This window comes from Xanthomonas hortorum, assembly GCF_040279205.1.
Lineage (GTDB): Bacteria > Pseudomonadota > Gammaproteobacteria > Xanthomonadales > Xanthomonadaceae > Xanthomonas > Xanthomonas hortorum_F.
On sequence record NZ_JBEOLS010000070.1, the window covers coordinates 1 to 24,238 of the forward strand.

Consider the following 24,238-nt stretch of genomic DNA (forward strand, 5'->3'; position numbering starts at 1 on the left):
CCAAGAAAAATTCATCAACATCCTCTTTGGGGACGTTGTGCAGGATCAAATGGCCTGGAAAGATCGTCTCGAAATCGATCTCGACATAGCGCTCCACGCCGTCCATTGCGGTCCAGCGGATATCCACCGTCGATGGAAACCCGCGCGTCTCGAACTCTTCGGTACTGCCGAAGCCGCCTGTCCAGTCATCTTTCCAGTTCGGCTTGGGGGGCGCACCAGAGGGCTTGTCCAGATAACTGGAATGCTGCTGCCGCGCAAAGATGATGCTGCACCGCATAACGTGATAACACCGCGGATCAAACGAATAACTATCGAACCGCAGCGGCCACGGCTCGCCCGGCTTTTTTCTTGCCAGATGCAGATTAGGAATGTTGAACATGTGGAGGGACTCCATGTCGAAGGGCGCGGGAGTAAGTTAGGTGGGCATCAGACAGAGCACACTCAGCGAAATATAGCAAAGCAGGCTCTTCCTGCGTCCAAGAAATGCACCGCATCGTCAATTCGATCGCCTCCCGCTGATCACGCTAGGAGTGCGGGTCGGCATGATCCAGTAGCTGCGGCACCTTGAACCGATAGAGTTCGTCGGTTGCTTGTTCCTACGTGCGCAAATGCTCCGGCGTCGCAGCATAGTGCGACACGTCATCGAGCGGCAGGCCATCTTCGCCTAGCTGCAGAACGATCTTCTTGTCCATATCGAGCGCTACCTCAGTAGGTCTTGGTCCAAGCCAGGATCAACTCGCCACGACTGATTTTCTTGAGTGGATCATGTTCTGGATCAGCAAGATGCTTGGTCAGCACTCTAGACCGCATATAGACGTTGATCGTACGGTCGTTGACTTCTAGAAGGATGTAAACGTGATTTCGTCCGTTTCCAGAAAATCCGTAAACCAAGAAGAACTCATCGACATCTTCTCTGGCAACGTTATGCAGGATCAGATGGCCGGGGAAAATTTTCTCGAAATCGACTTCGACGTAGCGCTCCACCTCATCCATCGCAGCCCACTGGATATCGACCGTCGAAGGAAAGCCGCGAGTCTCGAATTCTTCGGTGCTGCCGAAGCCGCCTCTCCAATCGTCTTTCCAGTTCGGCTTGTGGGGCTCGCCAGAAAAGCTGTCCAAGTCGCTGGACGAGTGCTGCTGCCGATCAAAGATAATGCTGCATCGCAAGGTGTGATAGCAACGCGCTCCAAACGAATAACTATCGAATCGCAGCGGCCACGGCTCGCGCGGTGTCTTTTTTTCAAACGGATTTTTGAGGTTGAACATTTCAGGATCGCCACTCTCGGATGGGGAGGCTTGTTGTATCGGAAGACGCAGGTCAGGACTGCAATATAGCCTGATGGTGCTTGACGGCCTTGGTGGCACGTAGCGGGCCCTTATGAGCATCGTTAACTGTGCCATCAAGCCGATGATCGGATACGGATGCGGGTCGGCACGGTCGAACAGCTGCGGCACCTTGAAGCGATACAGGTCCTGCGCCGCCTGATCGTAGGTTTGCAGATGCTCCGGCGTGGCCGCGTAGTGCGACACATCATCCAGCGGCAGGCCGTCTTCGCCCAGTTGCAGAACCGTCTTCTTGTCCATGGCGAACGTTCCGTCAGTAGGTCTTGGTCCAGGCCAGGATCAGTTCCCCTCGGCTGATTTTCAGATTGGGATCATGCTCTGGATCAGCCAGGTGTTTCGTCAAAATCCGGCTACGCATATACACATTGATCGTGCGGTCATTGACTTCCAGCAAGATGTAAACGTGATGCCGCCCGTTTGCCGAGTAGCCATAGGCCAAGAAAAATTCATCAACATCCTCTTTGGGGACGTTGTGCAGGATCAAATGGCCTGGAAAGATCGTCTCGAAATCGATCTCGACATAGCGCTCCACGCCGTCCATTGCGGTCCAGCGGATATCCACCGTCGATGGAAACCCGCGCGTCTCGAACTCTTCGGTACTGCCGAAGCCGCCTGTCCAGTCATCTTTCCAGTTCGGCTTGGGGGGCGCACCAGAGGGCTTGTCTAAATAACTGGAATGCTGCTGCCGCGCAAAGATGATGCTGCACCGCATAACGTGATAACACCGCGGATCAAACGAATAACTATCAAACCGCAGCGGCCACGGCTCGCCCGGCTTTTTTCTTGCCAGATGCAGATTAGGAATGTTGAACATGTCGGGGGACTCCATGTCGAAGGGCGCGGGAGTAAATTAGGTCGGTATCAGACAATGCACACTCAGCGGAATATAGCAAAGCGGGCTCTTCCTGCGTCCAAGAAACGCAACGCTGCGACGCCAGCTCGATCACTTAGCGCCACTGTGGCTACAACTCCGTTCCCACAACACGGTAGCTATATAACGTCTGCTCGCGCTGCACTTCCTCCGACGAGGGCGGCGAGTGCTGGATGGAGGCAACCGCCTGAGCTTGCTCGGCCAAGGCCGGTTGCACGATCGCGCGGGTGGCGATGCTGCACAGCAAGCTGCTCAGTCCTTACGGGCCAAGCTCACCACCAGTTCGCCGTCGCGCATGCGGATATCCAGCTTGCTGCCAATGACAAAGCCCAGTTGCTCCAGCCAACGGCCGCGCAGGCGCAACGTCGGCACGCGTTGCTGGCTGGCGGCATAGTAGCCATAGCCAATGGTGCACTGCTGTGGTGGACGCGGGCGGCGCGGGGCGCGTTGCTGACGTGCAAGATCTGCAGCATTTGCTGCCTCTACTTCGTCGGCTGTGAGCATGCGAGGAGACGATGACTCCACGATGCGCCAGACCGCGTCGCGCTTGGGCTGATGTGGTACACGCTTGCGCGCATTGTTGGGGCGGGACGGCGGTTGACGCATGACAAACCCTCCTTGAAGGACATCGGCCCGCCGCCATGTGGCGACGGGATGTCGGGAGGTTAGAAACCGCGAACAGTCGGCGGGCGTATTTCCCCGAAGGGTGTTGTATTAGCCGCCCTCCCGACGCAGGCATCACGTCGGCTGCGCCTGCAAAAAAATGCAGGCACAAAAAACCCACCGGTTTGACGGAGGTGGGTACCGCTGTTCGAGGAGTTTCTACGCTCCTTGAGGTAGAGCTTGCTGCTGACTGATTGGGTTGTCAACTGAAAGAGATAGCAGATTCAGCGTGCGCTATCGGGTCGGCTAGCCACACTGTTCGCAGTGATCCATAAGCAGCCCAAGATCTACACCATGGACGGCCCGGACAAGCTGCGCATCAAACTGCCACTGCCGGAAGGTGTGGATCGCTTCAATGCCGCGCGTGGCTTGTTGACGATGTTGGCGCCGAGATAATCCGCTATCGCTGGTTGCGCTTGCTTCGTGTGACGACCTCGACCATAGAAGACGCAAGGATGCGTCGGGCGCGTTATGGCAATGGCATAAAGGCGACTCGGACGTAATGCGGAATTTTCGCTAAAACCCATCGCGCCATTTAATCCAACGCACGCCGCAACGCGCTTGTTTCATGCGAATTATCTGCAGCGACGCTGCAAATCTCGGCAAGCGCACGCATTAAAGAATTCGGCTGAAATGCGGCTATCTGTCCTGCAGGACTGTCCGGGACATTCGACACCCGAGCCTGCTTGCGACAAACCTGAGCAATTAATGCCCGGGCAGTGATGGATTTCTCAAATCCGTCACTGCGCTGAATTTTGCCTAAATATTCCTGCCACGCGCCGATACCTGCATAGACCGGCATGTCCCCGTGTGCAGAGCTGCCCACGCAAGCCCACGCCGGAGCGACCTTCTACCGCGTCATGGCGCGCATCCGTGCGCCATCGCATCGCTTGAGGCATCAATGAACACGCCACTGTCCGCTCTACCCGCGCCGCTGACACTCGCCCTGGAAGGCGAGATGACGATCCGTCGCGCTGCAGAACTCAAGCCGCTCTTGCAGCCGGCATTGCTGCACCCGGGTGGATTGCATCTGGACCTCGCTGCGGTCAGCGAGATCGACACCACCGGCCTGCAATTGCTGCTGGCCACCAAGCAGGCGATCCAGGCCGATGGGCGGCCGTTTTCGCTCACAGATTCCAGCCGTGCGGTGGTCGATGTGATCGAACTGCTCGGCCTGCTCGAAGCGCTGTACCCGCATGCGGTCGCGTGCCTCGGCGAACGCATTCACTAACGGACAGGTAACACGCGCATGGACATGAACCAGCTGATGCAGACCTTTCTGGCCGAGAGCCGGGATCTGCTCGAAGACATGGAACGCCATCTGCTCGAAGCCGAGCGTGGCGAGTCTTCGCCCGATGCGGTCAACGCGATCTTTCGCGCGGCGCATACCATCAAGGGCTCGGGCGGGTTGTTCGATCTGCCGCAGCTGGTCGGCTTCACACATGTGCTGGAAAGCGTGCTGGATCTGGTGCGCGAGGAAGCGCTGAGCCTGAGCTCTGAATTGATCGCGCTGCTGCTGGTGTGCTGCGACCACATCCACGCCTTGGTGGAAACCGCGGCCGATCCAAGCCACGCCGATGCGGCCGCACTGGCGACCGAGGCCGAGCCGTTGCTCGCGCAGTTGCAGACCTATCTGCAAGGCAGCGTGTGCGGCGTCACTGAGGCCGCCACCCAGCTCGGCACACCTGAAAAACAAAGTGGTTACTGGCGTATTTCGTTGACGCTGTTTGCCGATGCGCTGCGCTTCGGCAACTCGCCGCTCAAGCTGATTCGCAATCTGCGCGGCCTGGGTTCGGTCGAATCGATCAGCACCGACTACAGCCAATTGCCGACGTTTGAAGACCTCGATCCGGAAGCCAACTATCTCGGTTTCCAGATCCTGTTGCGCAGCGATGCCGACCGCGCCGCGATCGAAGAAGTGTTCGAGTTCGTGCGCGAGGATTGCGATCTGGAGATCACCTCGGTGCCGACACCGATCGAGGCTGCGGCCCTTCTCGTCATCGAGCCTGCAGCGCTTGCACCGGTCGCCAGCACGCTCGCTGCGGTTCCGAATTCAACCTCGGTTGCAACGCCGCCACGTTCCCCCCAGGAAGGTGCCTCACGCAACGCCGAGGCGCGCTCGATCCGCGTGGACGCCGACAAACTCGATCGCATGATCGATCTGGTCGGCGAACTCATCATCGCGGTGGCCGGCACCAACGCCAACGCGCAGCGCACCGGTGACGTTCAGTTGCTGGAATCGGCCTCGATCCTGGCCGGCCTGGTGGAAGACGTACGCGAGAGCGCCTTGCAACTGCGCATGGTCAAGATCGGCGGCACCTTCGGCCGCTTCCAGCGCGTAGTGCACGACGTGGCACGCGAACTCGGCAAGGACATCGCGCTGGTGGTGGCCGGCGAAGACACCGAGCTGGACAAGTCGGTGGTGGAAAAGATCGGCGACCCGCTCACCCATCTGGTGCGCAACGCGATGGACCACGGCATCGAGCCGGCCGACGTGCGCGTGGCACACGGCAAGCCCGCACGCGGCACCGTGGGCCTCAACGCCTATCACGACTCCGGCAGCATCGTCATCCAGATCACCGACGACGGCGGCGGCTTGAACCGCGACCGCATCCTGGCCAAGGCGCTGGAACGCGGCCTGATCGAACCCGGCCGCCAGCTCAGCGACCGCGAAGTGTTCGCGATGATCTTCGAGCCGGGATTTTCCACTGCGGAAAAAGTCACCAACCTGTCCGGGCGCGGCGTCGGCATGGACGTGGTCAAGCGCAACATCACCGCGCTGCGCGGCACTGTGGAGATCGACAGCACCGCCGGCGTGGGCACCACCATTTCGGTGCGGCTGCCGCTGACGCTGGCCATCATCAACGGCTTCCAGGTCGGTGTCGGCAAGTCGGTGTTCGTGGTGCCGCTGGATGTGGTGGAGGAATGCGTGGAGTTCACGCCCGACTACGCCAGCGACTACATCGATTTGCGCGGCAGCGTGCTGCCGTATGTGCGCCTGCGCGAATTGTTCGCGCTCGGCGGCAAGACGCCTGCACGCGAAAGCATCGTGGTGATCCGCCAGGGCGCGCAGCGCTTCGGCCTGGTCGTGGACACGCTGCTGGGCGAATGGCAAACCGTGATCAAGCCGTTGTCCAAGGTCTTCGCACAGGTCAAAGGCATCAGTGGCTCCAGCATCCTGGGTAGCGGCGATGTCGCGCTGATTCTGGATGTGCCCAGCCTGCTCCAGCAATTGCATCCCAACCAGGACGCCCTGGCGGCCTGAGCGTTTACACCATCACTCCCCACATCACCGCGTTATTCGTTGTTCCCTGACCCCAGGAAGCTGCCGCCATGTCACACCGTCTCCCAATCGCCACCCAGTTGTGGTTTACCGCCGCCCTCGCCCTTGTTCTGCCCGTCGTCGTGGTCGTGGCCGGCTTTGCGCTGACGCTGTCGCACGGCGCCCTGCTCGCCGCCAGCGTGGTGGCCGCCCTCGTCAGCGGCGCGTTGCTGGCCTGGTCGATCCGGATCGCCAACGACTCGCTGAGTATCGCCACCACCACGCTGGACGCATTCGCGCGCGGCAACTTCGATGTGGCCATGCCGCAGGTGCGCGATGAGCAGGCCTGCGAGGTCTTGCGTGCACTGCGCAAGGTGCAAAGCAGCATTCGCCATGTCAACGACGAGATCAACCGCGTCTCGCAGGAACACGATGCCGGCGATATCGATGTCCGCATCGACGTGGCGCGTTTCGACGGCGACTTCCGCACGATGGGCGAAGGCATCAACCGCATGGTCGCCAACCACATCGCGGTGAAGAAACAGGCCATGGCCTGCGTGGCCGAGTTCGGGCGCGGCAACTTCTCCGCCGAGCTGGAGCGCCTGCCGGGCAAGAAGGCCTTCATCAACGAGATTGTCGACCAGATCCGCGGCAACCTCACCGGCATGGTCGCCGAGGTCAACCGCATGGCGAGCGAGCACGATGCCGGCGACATCGACGTGGTCATCGACACGCAACGCTTCACCGGCGATTTCCGCCGCATGGCCGAACGCATCAATGCGATGGTGGCCAGCCACATCGCAGTCAAGAAGCAGGCCATCGCCTGCGTGGCCGAGTTCGGCCGCGGCAACTTCACTGCGCAGCTGCCGCTGCTGCCGGGCAAGAAGCGCTTCATCAACGACACCCTGGAACAGGTGCGCGGCAGCCTCACCGGCTTGATCCGCGAGATCAACCACATGTCGGCCGAACACGAAGCCGGCGATATCGATGTGGTCATCGACAGCAGCGGCTTCGACGGCGATTTCCGCAGCATGGCCACCGGCATCAACCAGATGGTGGGCGCGCATATCGCGGTGAAGAAACTGGCGATGGGCGTGGTGGCCGAATTCGGTCGCGGCAACTTCGATGCGCCGCTGGCGCAGCTGCCGGGCAAGAAGGCCTTCATCAACGACACCGTGGAGCGGGCACGCGGCAATCTGCGCAGCATTTCCGAGGTCATCCAGGTGATGGGCGCGATGGCCGACGGCGATCTCACCCACACCGTGGAAGGCCGCTACGAAGGCGCATTCGCCGACATGCAGCGCTACGTCAACACCACTATGAGCCGGCTGACCGAGATCGTCGATGAGGTCAACCGCAACGCCGAGAATCTGGCCAGCGCTTCCGAACAGGTCAGCGCCACCGCGCAGGCACTTGCCCAGGCTGCCAGCGAACAGGCGGCCGGCGTGGAAGAAACCAGCGCCTCGCTGGAACAGATGACCGCCTCCATCGCACAGAACACCGAGAACGCACGCGTCACCGACAGCATGGCCGCCAAGGCCGCCAGCGAAGCCGCAGACGGCGGCGACACTGTGCGCGCCACAGTGGTGGCGATGAAGGACATCGCCAAGAAGATCGGCATCATCGACGACATCGCCTACCAGACCAACCTGCTCGCGCTCAACGCCGCCATCGAGGCCGCGCGTGCCGGCGAACACGGCAAGGGCTTTGCGGTGGTCGCGGCAGAAGTGCGCAAGCTGGCCGAGCGCAGCCAGATCGCCGCGCAGGAGATCGGCGAGGTGGCCGGTTCCAGCGTGGAGCTGGCCGAAAGCGCCGGCCGCGTGCTCGGCGAGATGGTGCCCTCGATCCGCCGCACCTCCGATCTGGTGCAGGAAATCGCTGCCGCCTCCGAAGAACAGACCGCCGGCGTCAGCCAGATCAACACCGCGGTCGGACAGTTGAACCAGACCACGCAGTCGGCCGCTGCCAATGCCGAAGAACTGGCGGCAACCTCCGAGGAAATGAGCGCGCAGGCCGAGCAGCTGCAGCAACTGATGGGCTTCTTCCGGCTCGGCAATGGCGGTCGCGCTGTGGCTTCAGGCAGCAGCAAGCCGGGTCCGCGCCGGATCGCGCCGCACAGCAACAGCACCGCGCTCAGCGCGCCACCGCGGCGCACCAACGTGCGCCAGATCAGCGCAGTGGCTGCCACCGCCGATGCAATCGACGAATCGCAGTTCGCCAGCTTCTGAGGAACCGACGATGCAATCGCACAGCGCAGCCAGCACCACCAGTGCGCCGTCCTCGACGGCACCGCAGCAATACCTGACCTTTCTGTTGGGCACGGAGATGTTCGGCCTGGGCATTCTCGGCATCAAGGAAATCATCGAATACCGCGCGCCCACCGACGTGCCGATGATGCCGCCGGCTCTGCGTGGGGTGATCAACCTGCGCGGCGCAGTGGTGCCGGTGGTGGATCTGCAGCAACGCTTCGGCCGCAGCGCCAGCGCAATCACCAAGCGCAGCTGCATCGTGATCGTGGAGATCGCCCATGGCGGTACGCAGCAGGTGCTCGGCTTGCTGGTGGATGCGGTCAGCGAAGTGCTGGACATCGCGCCCGATGACATCGCCGGCGCGCCCAGCTTTGGCGCCGGCATCGCCCGCGATTTCATCCAGGCCATGGCCAAGATCGGCGAGCGCTTCGTGATCCTGCTCGATGCCGATGCCGTGCTGAGCAACGACACCCTCGCCCAGCTTCCCATCGCCGAGCTGGCGGCCTGACATGCTTCGCATGCACGCAAGGACTCCCATGCGCCCCACCCTTCTCTCCTGCAGCTGCGCGCTGGACGGCCCGGTATTGGTCGTCGACGACAGCGTGGTCCAGCGCGAGCATGCGATGGCGCTGTGCCGCCAACTCGGCGCCGTTGCGGTCGATGGCGCGGTGGATGGCCACGCTGCGCTGGCCTGGTTGAGCAGCGCCATCGCGCCATCGTTGCTGCTGATCGATCTGGAAATGCCAGGCATGGACGGCGTGCAGCTGCTCGACGCACTGGCGCGCGGCAAGTACAGCGTGCCGGTGATCGTGGTGTCGCAACGCGGTGGCGCCTTGATCGATGCGGTGATGCAGCTCAGCCGCAGCGCCGGCGTACGCGTGCTCGGCGGCATCGAAAAGCCGATGCATCTGCAGGATCTGGCCACTGTGCTGGAGTGCGAGCCCGAACCGGCGGCTGGCGCAGCGGCGTTTGCACCGGCCGCGATGTCGCCGCTGATGTCCAGCGGTGGCGCGGCCGCGTCGCGCCTGGACCGTGCGATGCGCCGCGGCGAAATCCGTGTGGCTTACCAACCCAAACTCGATCTCAAGGATGGCCGGCTGCGCGGTGTGGAAGCGCTCGCACGTTGGCGCCGCCCGCAAGGCGACATGATCGGGCCGGACCGCTTCATTCCATTGGCCGAACGCGAAGGCTTGATCCACGCGTTGACCCAGCAGGTGATCGACAAGGCGATTGCGCAATTGGTGGACTGGCGTGCAGAAGGATTCCAGCTGACGCTGGCATTGAACCTGTCGCCCAACCTGCTCAGCGAGCAGGATTTTCTCGAACAGCTGTGCGCCAAGCTGAGCGACAACGGCCTGAGCCCTGCGGATCTGGTGCTGGAACTCACCGAAAGCGCCATCGTGGAGCCGGCCAATGCCTTGAGCATGCTGGCACGACTGCGCCTGCATGGCTTTGGTCTGTCGATCGACGATTACGGCACCGGTTTCTCCTCGCTGCAGCGCCTGGCCAGCATTCCGTTCACCGAACTCAAACTGGACCGCAGCTTCGTGCATGCCGCGCATCGCAGCCGCAGCCAGCGCACCGTGCTCGAATCCACTTTGGAACTGGCGCACCGGCTTGAACTGACTGCCGTGGCCGAAGGCGTGGAAACACCGGAAGATTGGCGCCTGTTGCGCGAACTGGGGTGCGACCTGGCACAGGGCTATCTGATGGGCTCGCCGATGCCCGGGCCGATGCTGTCGGAATGGTGGCGCGAACACGCCGTGCGCATCGCGCGCCTGAGCGACAGCGCGCTGGCCAGCGATGCGGATGTCGCCTGAGACCATGAGCACCGCCACCGCCATCACCGAACAGGAATTCGGCCGCTTCCAGCGCTTCATCTTCGAAGCGGCCGGCATCAGCATTTCCTCCGGCAAAAAAGCCATGTTGTGCGGCCGCCTGGGCAAGCGCCTGCGCGAACATCAGTTCAGCAACTACACGCAGTATCTGCAGTTGCTGGAGAGCCGCCAGGACCGCGCCGAGATCCAGACCGCGATCGATCTGCTGACCACCAACGAAACCTATTTTTTCCGCGAGCCCAAGCACTTCGAGCTGCTGCGCAAGCTGGCCGGCGAACATCGCGGCGGCCTGCCGTTCCGGTGCTGGAGCGCAGCCAGCTCCAGCGGCGAAGAGGCCTACAGCATGGCGATGGTGCTGGACGACACCTTGCAAGGCCGCCCGTTCGAGGTGGTCGGCAGCGACATCAGCACCCGCGTGCTGGCCAAGGCGCGCACCGGGCATTACGCCTTGCAACGTATCGACGGCATTCCGCAGGCGTATCTCAAACGCTACTGCCTGCGCGGTCAGGGCGAGTACGACGGCAGCTTGCTGGTGGAACGCCGGCTGCGCGATCGGGTGAAGTTCGTGCACGCCAACCTCAATACCGCGTTGCCGGCGCTGGGCAGCTTCGATGCGATCTTCCTGCGCAACGTCATGATCTATTTCAATGGCCAGACCAAGCGCGAGGTGATCCTGCGCGTGCTGTCCAATCTCAAATCGGGCGGGCATTTCTGCATCGGCCATTCGGAAAGCCTGAGCGAACTCGACATCGATCTGGTCCAGGTGGCACCCTCGATTTTCCGCAAGGCCTGAGCCAAGGATCGCCCGTGTCGACAGCCTTCAACCGCCCCGCCGCCAGCCCGGCTGCCAACACCAAGACCATCAAGGCCATGGTCGTCGACGACTCGGCGGTGGTGCGCCAGGTGCTGGTGAGCGTGCTCAACGACGCGACCGACATCGAGGTCATCTCCACTGCGGCCGACCCGCTGCTGGCGATCGAGAAGATGCGCAAGCAATGGCCGGACGTGATCGTGCTGGATGTGGAAATGCCGCGCATGGACGGCATCACCTTCCTGCGCAAGATCATGAGCGAGCGGCCCACACCGGTAGTGATCTGCTCCACGCTCACCGAAAAAGGGGCGCGCGTCACCATGGATGCGCTGGCCGCCGGCGCGGTGGCGGTGGTGACCAAGCCGCGACTGGGGCTCAAGCAATTCCTCACCGATTCGGCCGACGAACTGGTCAATACGGTGCGCAGCGCCGCACGCGCCAACGTCAAACGGCTGGCCGCGCGCGTCACTGCGGTGCCGCTGGAAGCGGAGGTCAAACACACCGCCGATGTGATCCTGCCGGCACAGAGCGGGCGCGCGCTGGCGCAGACCACCGAGCGCATCGTCGCCATCGGCACCTCCACCGGCGGCACCCAGGCGCTGGAAGAAGTGCTGACCGCGTTGCCGCGCGTGTGCCCCGGCATCGTGATCGTGCAGCACATGCCGGAGAAATTCACTGCTGCTTTTGCTGCACGCCTCAATGGCCTTTGCCAGATCGCAGTGAAAGAGGCCGCCAACAACGATCGGGTAATGCCGGGCCGCGCGTTGATCGCACCCGGCGGCAAGCACCTGCTGCTGCGCCGCAGTGGCGCGCAGTACTTCGTCGAGGTCATGGAAGGCCCGCCAGTCAACCGCCATCGTCCGTCGGTGGATGTGCTGTTCCGCTCGGCCGCACGCGCGGCCGGCAGCAATGCGCTGGGCATCATCATGACCGGCATGGGCGACGACGGCGCTGCCGGCCTGCTGGAAATGCGTCAGGCCGGCGCACGCACCGTGGCCCAGGACGAACACACCAGCATCGTGTTCGGCATGCCCAAGGAAGCGATCAAGCGCGGCGGCGCCGACCGCATCCTGCCGCTGGGCGCGATGGCGCGCGAGATCGTGACGCAGCTGCAGTAGCGGGCTGCGCGAAGAGCACTGGCGTTACAACTGCGACTCCAACGGCAACCAGCCCATCACCGTCGCTGCGCCACGCCGCCACACGCTCGCTGCCGGCTCGCGCGACCACACCTCGGGCGGCTGCGCCGCATCGTCGTGCCAGCGCAGCTCGCCCTGGTCCAGGGTCACGCGATAACTCAAGGGCGCACTGATCTTGCGGTTGTACACCTGCTCCAGTTCCGCGCTGACCGCACGGTCGTCGAACAGCAAACCCATCTCGGTATTGAGGTTCATCGAGCGCGGGTCGAGGTTGAACGAGCCGATGAAACCGCTGCTGTCGTCCACCACAAAGGCCTTGGTATGCAGGCTGGCGCCACTGGACCCGAACAGGCTGCCGTCCGGCTTGCCCATCGGCTTGAGCTCGTGCAGACGCACGCCTTGCGTGAGCAAGGGCACGCGGTAATCGGCGTAACCGCTGTGCACCGCCACGACATCATTGGCAGCCAGGGAGTTGGTCAACACGCTGACGCGCACATTGCGCCGACGCAACTCGCCGATCCAGCGCATGCCTTCTTCACCCGGCACGAAATACGGCGAGATGACTTTCAATTCGCGCTGCGCGTGTGCCATCTCGCCGATCAAGGTCGGCGTCATCCAGTCCGCTTGCGGCGGTGCGCCCTCGGCCTTTTCCGGCGGGTCGGAGACGATGCGCGCCCGATCCAGCCAATGCACCTTGCGCTGGCCCTGCGTCAACGCCTGCACGCTGGGCGATTGACGCAGCCGCTCCACGTAGGGATGCGCGCGTGCCGATTCCAGGCCGGCATCCAGACTGCCACGCAACGCATCCAATGCCTGCGGTTCTGCCGTCACCAGCGCAGCCAGCGGCAAGGAGTTGGGGCTATTCCAGTACGCATCGAACACCTGCTCGGCCTGGCCCACTGCCGGCCCCATCACCGCCGCGTCCATGTCCATGAAATTGGTGTCGCGCGCCGCGTCGAAATACTCATCGCCCACATTGCGGCCACCCACCACCGCGATGCGGCCATCGGCGATCCAGGCTTTGTTGTGCATGCGCCGATTGATGCTGAACATGCGCAGCACCATCTCCACCCCACGCATCAACGTGCCTTCGCGCGCGCGGGTGGGATTGAACAAGCGGATCTCGATCAACGGATGACTATCGAGTGCTGCCAGCACCGAATCGCTGCCGTGGATGTTCATGTCGTCCAGCAGCAGGCGCACGCGCACGCCGCGATCGGCGGCGTGCAGCAATTCGTTGTGCAACAGGTTGCCGGTGAAGTCGGCATGCCAGATGTAGTACTGCAGATCCAGGCTGCGCCCGGCCGCACGCGCGGTGAGCGCGCGCACCGCGAACGCATCGATATTGTCGGGCAGGATCACCATGCCGGTTTGATTGGCATGCGCCTGCTGCAGCGGCGCGACGACTTGATCGATCGGCGTTGCCAATGCGGTGGCTGGCAACGCGTGACTCGCCGGGCCACGCTGGCGATCGGCAAAGCGGCCGTAACCGTACAGCGACAGCACACTACCCAGCACGAGCACCAGCGCCCCGATGCCGATCCATTTGAAGATGTTTCGCTTTGTCACTGCCGGCCCCGTATTGCAGAGCGCGGCAGTCTAGACGCTGCACATGCATGTCGATGTGCAGACGCAAGCGCACAAGCGAGCTCGACAAACCCCGCAAAAACAGCGGGTTTTCGGCGAGCACTGCCGCAACAGTGCTCGCTGGATGCAATCACGCTTACCAGATCGCGACGCGCTCCTTGTCCCCACGCACCATCGCATCGCCAGGCTTGCACTGGAATGCCTGCGCAAACGCCGGCATGTTCGACGGCGCACCATTGGCGCGGAAATTGGCCGGCGCATGCGGGTCGGTGTTCAAGCGCACGCGCAATTCGCCATCGGTGAAGTTGCGGCGCCACACCGTGGCCCAGTTCATGAAGAAGCGCTGATCCTGCGTATAGCCGTCGATCTGTTTGTTGGCGTCCGGCTGTTCCTTCAACGCCATCTGCAAGGCATCGAAGGCCACGGTCAGGCCACCGAGATCACCGATGTTTTCGCCCAAGGTCAGTTTGCCTTTGACGTTTATGCCAGGGATCGCCTCGTAGCCATCGAACTGCGCCACCAGCTGATCGGTGCGCTGAGTGAACAGCTTGCGGTCCGCATCGGTCCACCAGGTATCGAAGTTGCCCTTGGCATCGAACTGGCTGCCCGAATCGTCGTAGCCATGCATCATCTCGTGCCCAATCACCGCGCCGATACCACCGTAGTTCAATGCCGGGTCGGCCTTGGGATCGAAGAACGGCGGCTGCAAAATCGCCGCCGGAAACACGATCTCGTTGCGGGTGGCGTTGTAGTACGCGTTCACCGTTTGCGGGGTCATATGCCACTCACGCTTGTCGACCGGCTTGCCGATCTTGTCCAGCATGTAGCGATAGTTGAACGCCTGCGCGGCCTGCATATTGGCCAGAAACCCATCGCCACGCGTTTCCAGGCCCGACCAGTCGCGCCACTGATCCGGGTAGCCGATCTTGGGCGTGAAACTGGCCCATTTTTCCAGTGCGCGCTGCTTGGTTTCAGCGCTCATCCAGTCGAGTTTTTCCAGCCGCGCCTTGAGCGCGACGGACAGGTTCTGCACCAGCTGCTGCATCTGCTCCTTCGACTCGGCAGAGAACGCAGATTGCACATAGAGCTGGCCCAGCGCCTCGCCCATCGCCTCGTTGACAGCGTTCAAGGTGCGCTTCCAGCGCGGCAGCATGTCTTTTTGACCACGCAGCGTCTTGGCATAGAAATCGAAGTTGGCCTGCTCGAACGGCTTGGCCAGATACGGCGCCGCCTCATCCACGCTGTGGAAGCGCAGGTACGCCTTCCAGGTCTCCACCGGCGTGTCGGCCAGCATCGCATCGAGCTCGGCGAAGTAGCCCGGCTGGCTCAACGAGAAGGTCCCTGCCGGCACTTTGAGCGCGCTGAAGAACGCCTGCCAATCGAAGTGTGGCGTCACCGCATTGGCGCCGGCCACATCGACCGGGTTGTAGCGCTTGGCCGGGTCGCGCAGTTCGATGCGCGACAGCGAGGCGTTGGCCAGTCGCGTTTCGAACGCCATCACCGCCTTGGCCTGGGCGGCCACCTGCGCTGCCGGAACACCGGATAATTCCAGCACGCGTGCGATATAGGCCACGTACTGCTCGCGGATCCTGGCCTGCGCCGGATCGGTGTAATAGCCCTTCTCGGGCAGACCCAGACCGCCCTGCCCGGCGTAGGCGATCATCTGCTCGGAATGCTTGTAATCGGCATTGGCGCCGAACGAGAACATGAAGCCCTGGCCCTTGGCATAGCTGTCGCGCAACCACGCGGCGATGGCCGGCGCATCGGTCAGCGCGTCGATGGCCTTCAACTGTGGCTGCAGCGGCGTGATGCCGGCCTTGTCGATCGCCGCTTCGTCCGAGCCGGTGCGCCACAGGTCGGCGATCTTGGCATCCACCGAACCGGCCGACAGATTGCCGCGCGCCAGTTGCTCCACCAACGCGTGCTGGATGGTCAAGGAACGCTCGGCCAGCACTTCGAAACTGCCCCAGCTGGTGCGGTCCGATGGCACCGGATTGGCCTTGAGCCACTTGGCGTTGACGAATCCGTTGAGGTCCTGGCACGCGTTGATGGCCGGATCCAGATCGTTGATGCCGAACGCCACGATCGGCGCATCGAGCTTGGAGACATCCACCCTGGTCGGCGCGGCCTGTGGCGCAGTAAACGCCGGCTTTGCAGCGTCATCGGATTTACCACACGCCGACAGCATCACCGCGATGGCCACCGCAAGCGATAGCGGGGCGAACTTGCTCAACATCATTGAATTCTCCAAGGCACAAGACCGCGTCATGCGCAGTCGAAAAGTAGGCGATCGTCTGAAAGACAAAAACGCAAGTCATTGCAGCGACACCACGACGCCCTGACGTCAGAGATCGCGCTTTGGGGAAGATCATCTGTGCGCCATCCAACCGGGCGCTCATGACGTTCTGTCGTCAACTGATCGAACGCTGCATTCCGGCGCATGACGCGCCATCGAATGCAGTTACTTGCGTGCGTAAAACGGTGCCATCAACAGATACACCGGATACGCCAATACCATCAACACCAGCGCGACCTCATGCCCGGACGCTGCGTCCGCCCAGGATTCCATCTGCCGCGACGGCCCAAACAGCCCGAACGCCAGCAGCAACACCCCAACCACGCAGATCAGCAGCGCCACCCCCATCGCCGAGCCGGACACACGGCCATTGGCCAGCACGCCGAACGCACCGCCCCCACCGGCCAACAGCAGCCCCAACGTCACCAGATACGCGCGGCAGTAGGTGGCACTCATCTGCTGCGTTTTACGTTTGCCGGACATCATGTCTCCCCTGAAAGAACACACGCATGCGGTGCCTGTTCGATCCACGAACCGGCACCGCTCACGTTTCAAACCCGCACGCGTCGTTCGACCGCGCGAAGCGAAACCCGCGACGCGCTACGCGCACTGCACGCAGCGCAGCCAGCGAACGCCGCGCTTACTTCGCCTTGCCCTGATTGGCCACCGCTTCGGCAGCGCGCTTGGCCGCTTCCGGGTCGCCCAGGTAACGGAAGCTCTGCACCTGCAGCTCGTCGTCCAGCTCGAACAGCAACGGGATGCCGGTCGGGATGTTGAGCTCCAGGATCTGCTCGTTGGAGACGTCATTGAGGTACTTGTACAGCGCGCGCAGCGAGTTGCCGTGCGCGGTCACCAGCACGGTCTGCCCGGCCTTCAACTGCGGGGCGATCGCGTCGTGCCAGTACGGCAGCACGCGCACCAGCGTGGTCGCCAGCGATTCGGTGCCCGGCAATGCGTTGCGATCCAGCGTGGCGTAACGGCGGTCGTGACACGGATGCCCCGGGTCGTCGACGTCCATCGCCGGCGGCGGAATGTCGTAGGAACGGCGCCAGATCTTGACCTGTTCCTCGCCGTGCTTGGCGGCGGTTTCGGCCTTGTCCAAGCCTTGCAAGCCGCCGTAATGACGCTCGTTGAGGCGCCAGCTCTTGGACACCGGCAGCCAGTCCTGGTCGAGTTCCTTCAATGCGCCCTGCAACGTGTGGATGGCGCGCTTGAGCACCGAGGTGTGGGCCACATCGAACTGCAGGCCCTCGTCCTTCATCAGCTTGCCAGCGGTGGCGGCTTCCTGGCGGCCCTGCTCGGTGAGTTCCACATCCACCCAGCCGGTGAAACGGTTGTCCAGATTCCATTGGCTCTGGCCATGGCGCAGCAGTACGAGTTTGCGGGTCACTCAGGTTCTCCGATGGGGGCCGATCAGTCTGCGATTGTAGCGGCAGCCAGCGCATCGCTGGCGTGCACGAGATCGCTACGTGCGGCGCGCGATGCTGTGACCATGCAAGCGACGAACACTCCCGTCTTTGCCGGCTGGGACGGCAGCATCCTCCAGGCAAGACAGTTGCAACAGCAACTGGCACAGCGCGTGGTGTTACAGGATCAAGTCAGTACGGCACCGCAGGTGCTGGCCGGTTTCGACGTCGGCTTCGAAGACGATGGCCAGACCACGCGCGCCGCAGCGGTGCTGCTGGATGCGCACACCCTGCTGCCGCTGGAAACGCATGTGGCGCGCTTGCCCACCTCGATACCGTATGTGCCCGGCCTGCTCAGTTTTCGCGAACTGCCTGCGTTGCTGGAGGCACTGGCCTTGCTCTCGCGCACGCCGGATCTGGTCTTTATCGACGGCCAGGGCATCGCGCATCCACGCAAGTTGGGCATCGCCGCGCATTTCGGCGTGGTGACCGGGCTGCCCTGCATCGGTGTAGCCAAGCAGCGCCTGGCCGGCAGCTTTACCGAACCCGGACCCGCACGTGGCGAGCACAGCCCGATCCTGCTCGGCGGCGCGCAGATCGGCTGGGCGCTGCGCAGCAAGCCGCGCTGCAACCCGCTGATCGTCTCGCCCGGGCATCGCGTCTCCATGCAGGGCGCGCTCGAGTGGACACTGCGCACGCTGCGCGCGTATCGCCTGCCCGAGCCCACGCGTCTGGCCGACCGGCTGGCCTCGCGGCGCGGCGAGGTCATGTCCGACGTGCAAGGCGACCTGCTGGGCTGAGCGCCGGCGCCGGCAACAACGCGGAACGTACCGTCTTGCCCAACCACTCGGCCGCCATCGCGCGCGCGTGCGAAGCTTGCGCTCTCTTTCGATCGCCACGAGCCGCCGCCATGACCACGATCATCGCTCCACGCGTCCATGACATCGGCGGGCTGGAAGTTCGCCGCGCCGTGCCCACCCTCCAGGCGCGCAGCGTCGGCCCGTTCGTGTTCGTCGACCAGATGGGCCCGGCCATCCTGGAACCGGATCACGGCATCGACGTGCGCCCGCATCCGCATATCGGCCTGGCCACGGTCACCTTCCTTTGGTCCGGCGAGATCGGCCACCGCGACACGCTCGGCTCCGATCAGGTGATTCGCGCAGGCGACGTCAACTGGATGACCGCCGGCCGCGGCATCGCCCATTCCGAACGCACGCCCGGCCCCGAGCGCGCCCGCGAGCATGCATTGCACGGCATGCAGACCTGGGTCGCGCTGCCGCGCTCGGCCGAAGAAACCGCGCCAGCGCTCTACCACCATGCCGCCGCCAGCCTGCCGCAACAACGCCGCGATGGCGCCTTGCTGCGCGTGATCGCCGGACGTGCCTATGGCGAAGAATCGCCGGTCAAGGTCTTCAGCGATACGCTCAACGTGGCGATCGATCTGCAGCCCGATGCCGAAATCGACCTGGACACCGGCCACCTCGAACGCGCGCTCTACATTCTCGACGGCGATGCGCAACTGGATGGCGCGGATGTTCCTGCCCGCCATCTGATTATTCCCTCGCCCGGCGCGCGCGGACGGCTGCGTGCCAAGACACCGCTCAAGGCGATGCTGCTCGGCGGTGAGCCGTTGGATGGCCCGCGTCACCTCTGGTGGAACTTCGTGTCCAGCTCCAAGGAGCGCATCGAGCAGGCCAAGGACGACTGGCAGACCGGTCGTTTCGGCAGCATTCCCGGCGACGACAAGGAATTCATTCCATTGCCGGAAACCCCGGCGCCCAAGCCGGTCAATTACCCCTGAAGACAGCGATGCGGGCGCGGCGATATGCCCAAGTCTCGAATCGATCCCGAAGCGCGAGTGCCCCTGCGCACAGCCAATTCCAGCCATGTTTGCGACCACGCTTGAGCTTGCAGACAAATCTGTGGTAGTGATGTCGCCCTAGGTCGGGGGCATGTTGCGTGCGAGGCACAGCCGGGCGGGGAGCGCACGGGCTGTTACGACGACACGCTGGAAGGCATCGCCCCTGCGCAGTCATCCATCGCCGGGGAACACTTGAATGAAGTCTGCATCCTGCCTTGTCGGCCTGAGCTTGCTGTTGGGCGCCGCCACCGCTTACGCACAAACCTCGCCGGTCTGCCCGCCACTGCCGCCGGCCTCCGGCCTGCAATGGAACGAACTCGCAGGCGCCGATTATCTGGTCTGCAAGGCCGTGACGGCCGACGGTCGCCAGGTCGTGGGCGTCATGCTCACCACCCGCGACCCGGCAATGACGCTGGCACGCGACCGACGCGCGGAAAAAGGCCAGATCCAGCAGGAAGACTTTTACTGGTACAAGCTCGATCTGGGCGGCCGTCAGCTGCCGGGCATGGAATCGCGCCGCGTCACCGTGGTCGAGCTGGGCAAGAAGCGCTACGCGCAGCTGTGGATCGACGGCGCCAATACCGAAGAGCTGGCCTTGATGCAGTCGCTGGTGCAGAACATGGATCTGCAGCCTGCCAGCCTGGCGTTACAGCGCTAAACCCATCCGGGCTGCAATCCACGCGGCATGGTGCGCAAGCACCGATGAGCGATAACCAGCGACGAGCTGACCGGCACTGATCGGCCGGCCGGGCCGCGTCGCGCATTCTCAGGGTTGGGTTGTTCCAGTGTCTGCCACTGTGCCGGTTTGCAATGCGCTGTCGATTTGCACCTGCCCGGTCAGCAGGCGATGGATCGGGCATTTCTCGGCCACTTCCAGCAGGCGCGTGCGCTGATCCTCATCCAGCGCACCATCGAGCACGATCTCACGCGTGATCACCGTGCCCGCAGCGCCGCGCTGGGTGTAATGCAGATGCACGTGCACCGCCGTCAACGGCCACTGCTTGCGCGCCGCCACCATCGACACCGTGATCGCAGTGCAGGCACCCAACGCGCCCAACACCTGCGACTCGGGATCCGGCCCGGCGTCGGCACCGCCGTTGGCCGGCTGGGTATCGCCGCTCCAGGTGTGCCGACCATCGTGGATGCTCACGGTGTACGGCACTGCGCCGGTGCTGACGCTGACGGGTCTGTCACTCATGACGCTCTCCCACGGTGGCTCGAGCGGGCCGGTTCAAAACCGACCCTCCTGGAAATCGACGAAGGCCTGCATCAATTCCTGCTTGGTATTCATCACGAACGGGCCGTGCCGCATCACCGGCTCGTTGAGCGGGCGGCCCGCGACCAGGATCAGCTGCGCACCCTCGGCACCGGCATGCAGCGTCAAACGCTCGCCACGGCCCAGCACTGCCAGCTCCTGCGCAGGCAGCGCGCGTGAAGCATCGCCCTCGCCCACCGTCAGCGCGCCTTCGAAGGCATATGCAAACGCGTTGTGCCCGCTGGGCAGCACGTAATCCCAGCTGACGTTCGGTGCCAGTGCGATATCCAGATACAGCGGGTCGGTGGCGGGTTGCACGATCGGCCCGCGCACCTCGCCCACGGTGCCGGCGATCACCTTGACCGTCACACCGGGCCCCGGATGCGCCACCGGAATGCTCTCCGGTGCGTATTCCTGATACTTGGGGTCGGTCATCTTGTCGCGCGCCGGCAGATTCACCCACAGCTGGAAGCCGCGCATGCGCCCGGACTCCTGCTCGGGCATTTCCGAATGGATCAGCCCGCGCCCGGCGGTCATCCACTGCACGCTGCCCGGGGTCAGCAGGCCCTCGTTGCCGTGGTTGTCCTTGTGCCGCATGCGGCCGTCGAGCATGTAGGTCACCGTCTCGAAGCCGCGATGCGGGTGGCTGGGAAACCCGGCCAGATAGTCTTCGGCTTTGTCGGTGCCGAACTCGTCCAGCATCAGAAACGGGTCCAGGTCTGGCAGCTGTTGGGTGCCGATCACGCGGGTCAGCTTGACCCCGGCTCCATCGGAGGTAGGCATGCCGCGAATCGTGCGCAGCACTTGGATCGCTGCGGTGGTGGAGGTGGCGCTCATCGAACTCTCCCTGTGCGGATTGAATAGCCTCACATGATGGATGCGCGCGACAGGCGTCCCAACCGCAGCCGGCGCAACCGATCGTTCTATTGCCTGGCTGCCGCGTCCGGCTACTGCACCTGGCTGCCACGTCGCGATCGCCCAGTGCAGCCAAGACGCTCTACAACTAAAGTTTTACTCCGGCCCGGAACGGCGCCATTGACCGCAGGCAGGCAGGGGGTGACCCTTAAGTGAATCGTTCCTGAGGGGCATGCATGAAAGGGTTCTCGAAATTGGCCTGGGGCGCGCTGGCGCTGCTGGCCGCGTTCTGTCTGGGTACCGTGGCGCTAAGGCGCGGCGAACATATCAACGCGTTGTGGATCGTGGTTGCCGCCGTCTCGATCTATCTGATTGCCTACCGGTTCTACAGCCTGTTCATCGCCGACAAGGTGATGCAGCTGGACATCACCCGCGCCACGCCGGCGGTGAGCAACAACGACGGCCTGGACTACGTGCCCACCAACAAGCACGTGTTGTTCGGCCACCACTTCGCCGCGATCGCCGGCGCCGGGCCCTTGGTCGGCCCGGTGCTTGCCGCCCAGATGGGCTATCTGCCCGGGCTGTTGTGGCTGGTGGTCGGTGTGGTGTTTGCCGGCGCGGTGCAGGACTTCGTTGTGCTGTTTCTTTCCAGCCGCCGCAACGGCCGCTCGCTGGGCGATCTGGTGCGCGAGGAAATGGGCCAGGTGCCTGGCACCATTGCCTTGTTCGGCGCCTTCCTAATCATGATCATCATCCTGGCGGTGCTGGCGATGGTGGTGGTCAAGGCGCTGGCGGAAAGCCCGTGGGGCATGTTTACGGTGATCGCCACGATGCCGATCGCGCTGATGATGGGCGTGTACATGCGCTACATCCGGGTCGGCAAGATCGGCGAGATTTCGGTGGTCGGGCTGATCCTGCTGCTGGGCGCGATCTGGCTGGGCGGCAAGGTTGCCGCCGACCCAAGCTGGGGCCCGGCCTTCACCTTCACCGCCAAGCAGATCACCTGGATGCTGATCGGCTACGGCTTCGTCGCGTCGGTGTTGCCGGTGTGGCTGCTGCTGGCCCCGCGCGATTACCTGTCCACCTTCCTCAAGATCGGCACGATCCTGGCGCTGGCGATCGGCATCCTGGTCGTGATGCCGGATCTGAAAATGCCGGCATTGACCCAGTTCGCCTCCACCGGCGACGGCCCGGTGTGGAAGGGCGGCATCTTCCCATTCCTGTTCATCACCATTGCGTGTGGCGCAGTCTCCGGCTTCCACGCCTTGATCGCCTCGGGCACCACGCCCAAGCTGCTCGCCAACGAAGGCCACATGCGCTACATCGGCTATGGCGGCATGTTGATGGAATCGTTCGTGGCGGTGATGGCGCTGGTGGCGGCCTCGATCATCGAGCCGGGCATCTACTTCGCGATGAACAGCCCTGCTTCGCTGGTCGGCAGCGACACCGTGGCGGTGGCGGCCAAAGTCTCCGAGTGGGGCTTTGCGATCACTCCCGAGCTTTTGGAAGCCACCGCAAAGGACATCGGCGAGCACAGCATCCTTGCACGCGCCGGTGGTGCGCCCACACTGGCCGTGGGGATCGCGCAGATCCTGCACCAGCTGCTGCCGGGCGAAGACACCATGGCATTCTGGTACCACTTCGCCATCCTGTTCGAAGCGCTGTTCATCCTCACTGCGGTGGATGCGGGTACGCGCGCGGGCCGCTTCATGCTGCAGGACCTGCTGGGCAACTTCATCCCGGCATTGAAGAAGACCGAGTCGTGGACCGCCAACATCATCGCCACCGCGGGGTGCGTGGCGCTGTGGGGGTATCTGCTCTACACCGGGGTGATCGATCCGTTCGGCGGCATCCAGACCCTGTGGCCGTTGTTCGGCATCTCCAACCAGATGCTGGCCGGGATCGCGCTGATGCTGGGCACGGTGGTGTTGTTCAAGATGAAGCGCGACCGCTACGCCTGGGTCACCATCGTGCCGGCGCTGTGGCTGCTGATCTGCACCACGTATGCGGGGCTGATCAAGATCTTCGACAGCAACCCGGCGCAGGGTTTCCTGGCGCAGGCGCATAAGTACCAGGACGCGATCGCCAGCAACACCATCACCGCGCCGGCCAAGACGGTGGCGCAGATGCAGCAGATCGTCACCAATGCCTACGTCAACACGGGGCTGACGGTGCTGTTCCTGTTCGTGGTGGGCTCGATCCTGATCTACGCGGTCAAGACCATCGTGATTGCGCGCCGCAACCCGCAGCGTAGCGACCGCGAAACCCCGTACGTGGCGCTGCAGCCACACCAGATGGCGGACCTGTAATGGGCACCCAACTCGTCCTTGCCAGCCAATACCAGGTGCATCGCCGCATCTGGCGACGCCTGATCCAGACCGCACGCCTGTGCTGCGGCATTCCCGATTACGACAACTACGTGCGCCACATGCTGGAAAAACATCCCGACAAACCGGTGATGGACTACCCAGCCTTCTTCCGCGAGCGCCAGGATGCGCGGTATGGCGGCAAGAGCGGGTTTCGTTGCTGTTGATCGGTGATCGGTGATCGGTTGATCAAGAAGTAGAAACGCAACAGGGCGCGATGCGAATCGCGCCCTGTTGCGTTGATGGCAATGCGTTGATGGCAATGCGTTGATGGCAATGCGTTGATGGCAATGCGTTGATGGCAATGCGTTGGTTGCAGAGTGGTTGATCTGCGGATTTGCTGCAGGGCCCTTGCCCGCCCACCATCGCGGGACACGCCGCAAGTACGTCCATGTAGGCTCTTACGCGGCATCCATGCCGCGTAAGGTCCCGCGACGG

At 63.3% G+C, this 24,238-nt stretch carries 24 protein-coding genes; 13 read left to right on the forward strand and 11 right to left on the reverse strand.

What is annotated here, in order from left to right; translation table 11 throughout:
* From ABS769_RS19795 to ABS769_RS19810, 4 genes are all read right to left on the reverse strand, one after another.
* On the reverse strand, window positions 1-394 hold a 394-nt coding region (locus ABS769_RS19795; protein WP_350498254.1), incomplete at its 3' end, for a hypothetical protein.
* A gap of 311 nt (window positions 395-705) precedes the next feature.
* Window positions 706-1,584 (reverse strand): hypothetical protein, encoded by an 879-nt coding sequence (locus tag ABS769_RS19800; RefSeq protein WP_350498255.1) that lies wholly within the window; start codon window positions 1,582-1,584, stop codon window positions 706-708.
* A gap of 13 nt (window positions 1,585-1,597) precedes the next feature.
* Window positions 1,598-2,158 (reverse strand): hypothetical protein, encoded by a 561-nt coding sequence (locus tag ABS769_RS19805; RefSeq protein WP_317062918.1) that lies wholly within the window; start codon window positions 2,156-2,158, stop codon window positions 1,598-1,600.
* A 309-nt stretch (window positions 2,159-2,467) separates the two neighbouring features.
* A complete protein-coding gene (locus ABS769_RS19810; protein ID WP_317062917.1) occupies window positions 2,468-2,821 on the reverse strand; it encodes a SymE family type I addiction module toxin in 354 nt (117 codons plus the stop codon).
* A 321-nt stretch (window positions 2,822-3,142) separates the two neighbouring features.
* Here ABS769_RS19810 and ABS769_RS19815 point away from each other — a divergent pair, with 321 nt between their 5' ends.
* On the forward strand, window positions 3,143-3,274 hold the full coding sequence (locus ABS769_RS19815) for a hypothetical protein (protein ID WP_283161453.1): 132 nt from the start codon (window positions 3,143-3,145) through the stop codon (window positions 3,272-3,274).
* Window positions 3,275-3,413: 139 nt separating this feature from the next.
* On the opposite strand, the gene ABS769_RS19820 is transcribed toward ABS769_RS19815, so the two are convergent.
* Complete coding sequence (locus ABS769_RS19820) at window positions 3,414-3,680, reverse strand: hypothetical protein (protein WP_317062916.1); 267 nt, start codon at window positions 3,678-3,680, stop codon at window positions 3,414-3,416.
* A 99-nt stretch (window positions 3,681-3,779) separates the two neighbouring features.
* Here ABS769_RS19820 and ABS769_RS19825 point away from each other — a divergent pair, with 99 nt between their 5' ends.
* The 7 genes from ABS769_RS19825 (at window position 3,780) to ABS769_RS19855 (ending at window position 12,156) form a co-directional block, all read left to right on the forward strand.
* Window positions 3,780-4,109: an STAS domain-containing protein gene (locus tag ABS769_RS19825; protein ID WP_006451387.1), complete on the forward strand. Its 330-nt coding sequence runs from the start codon at window positions 3,780-3,782 to the stop codon at window positions 4,107-4,109.
* An 18-nt stretch (window positions 4,110-4,127) separates the two neighbouring features.
* Window positions 4,128-6,143, forward strand: coding sequence for a chemotaxis protein CheA (locus ABS769_RS19830; protein WP_317062915.1), 2,016 nt, complete (start codon window positions 4,128-4,130; stop codon window positions 6,141-6,143).
* Between the two features lie 68 nt (window positions 6,144-6,211).
* Window positions 6,212-8,368 (forward strand): methyl-accepting chemotaxis protein, encoded by a 2,157-nt coding sequence (locus tag ABS769_RS19835; protein WP_317062914.1) that lies wholly within the window; start codon window positions 6,212-6,214, stop codon window positions 8,366-8,368.
* A 10-nt stretch (window positions 8,369-8,378) separates the two neighbouring features.
* Window positions 8,379-8,897, forward strand: a complete 519-nt coding sequence (locus tag ABS769_RS19840) for a chemotaxis protein CheW (protein WP_317062913.1) — start codon at window positions 8,379-8,381, stop codon at window positions 8,895-8,897.
* A gap of 28 nt (window positions 8,898-8,925) precedes the next feature.
* Window positions 8,926-10,209, forward strand: coding sequence for an EAL domain-containing response regulator (locus tag ABS769_RS19845; protein WP_176341458.1), 1,284 nt, complete (start codon window positions 8,926-8,928; stop codon window positions 10,207-10,209).
* A 4-nt stretch (window positions 10,210-10,213) separates the two neighbouring features.
* Window positions 10,214-11,020 carry a CheR family methyltransferase gene (locus ABS769_RS19850; protein ID WP_317062922.1) on the forward strand — a complete coding sequence of 269 codons (807 nt, stop codon included), beginning with the start codon at window positions 10,214-10,216 and terminating at the stop codon, window positions 11,018-11,020.
* On the forward strand, window positions 11,017-12,156 hold the full coding sequence (locus ABS769_RS19855; RefSeq protein ID WP_317062921.1) for a protein-glutamate methylesterase/protein-glutamine glutaminase: 1,140 nt from the start codon (window positions 11,017-11,019) through the stop codon (window positions 12,154-12,156). Before ABS769_RS19850 ends, ABS769_RS19855 begins: the two co-directional genes overlap by 4 nt.
* 24 nt (window positions 12,157-12,180) lie before the next feature.
* On the opposite strand, the gene ABS769_RS19860 is transcribed toward ABS769_RS19855, so the two are convergent.
* The 4 genes from ABS769_RS19860 to gpmA all read right to left on the reverse strand — a co-directional run bounded on the left by ABS769_RS19860 (window position 12,181) and on the right by gpmA (window position 17,447).
* Window positions 12,181-13,743: a phospholipase D family protein gene (locus tag ABS769_RS19860; protein WP_317062912.1), complete on the reverse strand. Its 1,563-nt coding sequence runs from the start codon at window positions 13,741-13,743 to the stop codon at window positions 12,181-12,183.
* Between the two features lie 154 nt (window positions 13,744-13,897).
* The gene (locus tag ABS769_RS19865) at window positions 13,898-16,000 is read right to left on the reverse strand and encodes a M13 family metallopeptidase (RefSeq protein WP_350498256.1); all 2,103 of its coding nucleotides are present in this window, start codon (window positions 15,998-16,000) and stop codon (window positions 13,898-13,900) included.
* Between the two features lie 222 nt (window positions 16,001-16,222).
* Window positions 16,223-16,540 carry a hypothetical protein gene (locus ABS769_RS19870; protein WP_023904570.1) on the reverse strand — a complete coding sequence of 106 codons (318 nt, stop codon included), beginning with the start codon at window positions 16,538-16,540 and terminating at the stop codon, window positions 16,223-16,225.
* 157 nt (window positions 16,541-16,697) lie between these two features.
* Window positions 16,698-17,447 carry a 2,3-diphosphoglycerate-dependent phosphoglycerate mutase gene (gene gpmA / locus ABS769_RS19875; protein WP_176341462.1) on the reverse strand — a complete coding sequence of 250 codons (750 nt, stop codon included), beginning with the start codon at window positions 17,445-17,447 and terminating at the stop codon, window positions 16,698-16,700.
* Between gpmA and nfi the strand changes: the two genes are divergently transcribed.
* The 3 genes from nfi to ABS769_RS19890 all read left to right on the forward strand — a co-directional run bounded on the left by nfi (window position 17,418) and on the right by ABS769_RS19890 (window position 19,982).
* Window positions 17,418-18,263: a deoxyribonuclease V gene (nfi, locus tag ABS769_RS19880; protein ID WP_317062910.1), complete on the forward strand. Its 846-nt coding sequence runs from the start codon at window positions 17,418-17,420 to the stop codon at window positions 18,261-18,263. The genes gpmA and nfi overlap by 30 nt on opposite strands.
* A 110-nt stretch (window positions 18,264-18,373) precedes the next feature.
* On the forward strand, window positions 18,374-19,264 hold the full coding sequence (locus ABS769_RS19885; protein WP_317062909.1) for a pirin family protein: 891 nt from the start codon (window positions 18,374-18,376) through the stop codon (window positions 19,262-19,264).
* A gap of 256 nt (window positions 19,265-19,520) precedes the next feature.
* Window positions 19,521-19,982 (forward strand): hypothetical protein, encoded by a 462-nt coding sequence (locus ABS769_RS19890; protein ID WP_317062908.1) that lies wholly within the window; start codon window positions 19,521-19,523, stop codon window positions 19,980-19,982.
* Window positions 19,983-20,090: 108 nt separating this feature from the next.
* Here the strand turns inward: ABS769_RS19890 and ABS769_RS19895 are convergent, their stop codons facing one another.
* Both ABS769_RS19895 and ABS769_RS19900 read right to left on the reverse strand, forming a co-directional pair.
* Entirely contained in the window at window positions 20,091-20,522 is a 432-nt protein-coding gene (locus ABS769_RS19895) for an OsmC family protein (RefSeq protein WP_317062907.1), read from the reverse strand.
* A gap of 33 nt (window positions 20,523-20,555) precedes the next feature.
* Entirely contained in the window at window positions 20,556-21,416 is an 861-nt protein-coding gene (locus ABS769_RS19900; RefSeq protein WP_317062906.1) for a pirin family protein, read from the reverse strand.
* Between the two features lie 254 nt (window positions 21,417-21,670).
* Here ABS769_RS19900 and ABS769_RS19905 point away from each other — a divergent pair, with 254 nt between their 5' ends.
* On the forward strand, window positions 21,671-23,743 hold the full coding sequence (locus ABS769_RS19905) for a carbon starvation CstA family protein (protein ID WP_317062905.1): 2,073 nt from the start codon (window positions 21,671-21,673) through the stop codon (window positions 23,741-23,743).
* A complete protein-coding gene (locus ABS769_RS19910) occupies window positions 23,743-23,967 on the forward strand; it encodes a YbdD/YjiX family protein (RefSeq protein WP_005926176.1) in 225 nt (74 codons plus the stop codon). The genes ABS769_RS19905 and ABS769_RS19910 overlap by 1 nt, the downstream gene beginning before the upstream one ends.
* Window positions 23,968-24,238: the final 271 nt, after the last annotated feature.

What these genes read in the sequence shown, in the direction of transcription:
- ABS769_RS19800 (WP_350498255.1), bottom strand. Translation starts at nt 1,584, where the DNA reads ATGGACAAGAAGACGGTTCTGCAACTGGGCGAAGACGGCCTGCCGCTG.
- ABS769_RS19805 (WP_317062918.1), bottom strand. Translation starts at nt 2,158, where the DNA reads ATGTTCAACATTCCTAATCTGCATCTGGCAAGAAAAAAGCCGGGCGAG.
- ABS769_RS19810 (WP_317062917.1), bottom strand. Translation starts at nt 2,821, where the DNA reads ATGCGTCAACCGCCGTCCCGCCCCAACAATGCGCGCAAGCGTGTACCA.
- ABS769_RS19820 (WP_317062916.1), bottom strand. Translation starts at nt 3,680, where the DNA reads ATGCCGGTCTATGCAGGTATCGGCGCGTGGCAGGAATATTTAGGCAAA.
- ABS769_RS19825 (WP_006451387.1), top strand. Translation starts at nt 3,780, where the DNA reads ATGAACACGCCACTGTCCGCTCTACCCGCGCCGCTGACACTCGCCCTG.
- ABS769_RS19830 (WP_317062915.1), top strand. Translation starts at nt 4,128, where the DNA reads ATGGACATGAACCAGCTGATGCAGACCTTTCTGGCCGAGAGCCGGGAT.
- ABS769_RS19835 (WP_317062914.1), top strand. Translation starts at nt 6,212, where the DNA reads ATGTCACACCGTCTCCCAATCGCCACCCAGTTGTGGTTTACCGCCGCC.
- ABS769_RS19840 (WP_317062913.1), top strand. Translation starts at nt 8,379, where the DNA reads ATGCAATCGCACAGCGCAGCCAGCACCACCAGTGCGCCGTCCTCGACG.
- ABS769_RS19845 (WP_176341458.1), top strand. Translation starts at nt 8,926, where the DNA reads ATGCGCCCCACCCTTCTCTCCTGCAGCTGCGCGCTGGACGGCCCGGTA.
- ABS769_RS19850 (WP_317062922.1), top strand. Translation starts at nt 10,214, where the DNA reads ATGAGCACCGCCACCGCCATCACCGAACAGGAATTCGGCCGCTTCCAG.
- ABS769_RS19865 (WP_350498256.1), bottom strand. Translation starts at nt 16,000, where the DNA reads ATGATGTTGAGCAAGTTCGCCCCGCTATCGCTTGCGGTGGCCATCGCG.
- ABS769_RS19870 (WP_023904570.1), bottom strand. Translation starts at nt 16,540, where the DNA reads ATGTCCGGCAAACGTAAAACGCAGCAGATGAGTGCCACCTACTGCCGC.
- nfi (WP_317062910.1), top strand. Translation starts at nt 17,418, where the DNA reads ATGGCGCAGCAGTACGAGTTTGCGGGTCACTCAGGTTCTCCGATGGGG.
- ABS769_RS19885 (WP_317062909.1), top strand. Translation starts at nt 18,374, where the DNA reads ATGACCACGATCATCGCTCCACGCGTCCATGACATCGGCGGGCTGGAA.
- ABS769_RS19890 (WP_317062908.1), top strand. Translation starts at nt 19,521, where the DNA reads ATGAAGTCTGCATCCTGCCTTGTCGGCCTGAGCTTGCTGTTGGGCGCC.
- ABS769_RS19895 (WP_317062907.1), bottom strand. Translation starts at nt 20,522, where the DNA reads ATGAGTGACAGACCCGTCAGCGTCAGCACCGGCGCAGTGCCGTACACC.
- ABS769_RS19900 (WP_317062906.1), bottom strand. Translation starts at nt 21,416, where the DNA reads ATGAGCGCCACCTCCACCACCGCAGCGATCCAAGTGCTGCGCACGATT.
- ABS769_RS19905 (WP_317062905.1), top strand. Translation starts at nt 21,671, where the DNA reads ATGAAAGGGTTCTCGAAATTGGCCTGGGGCGCGCTGGCGCTGCTGGCC.
- ABS769_RS19910 (WP_005926176.1), top strand. Translation starts at nt 23,743, where the DNA reads ATGGGCACCCAACTCGTCCTTGCCAGCCAATACCAGGTGCATCGCCGC.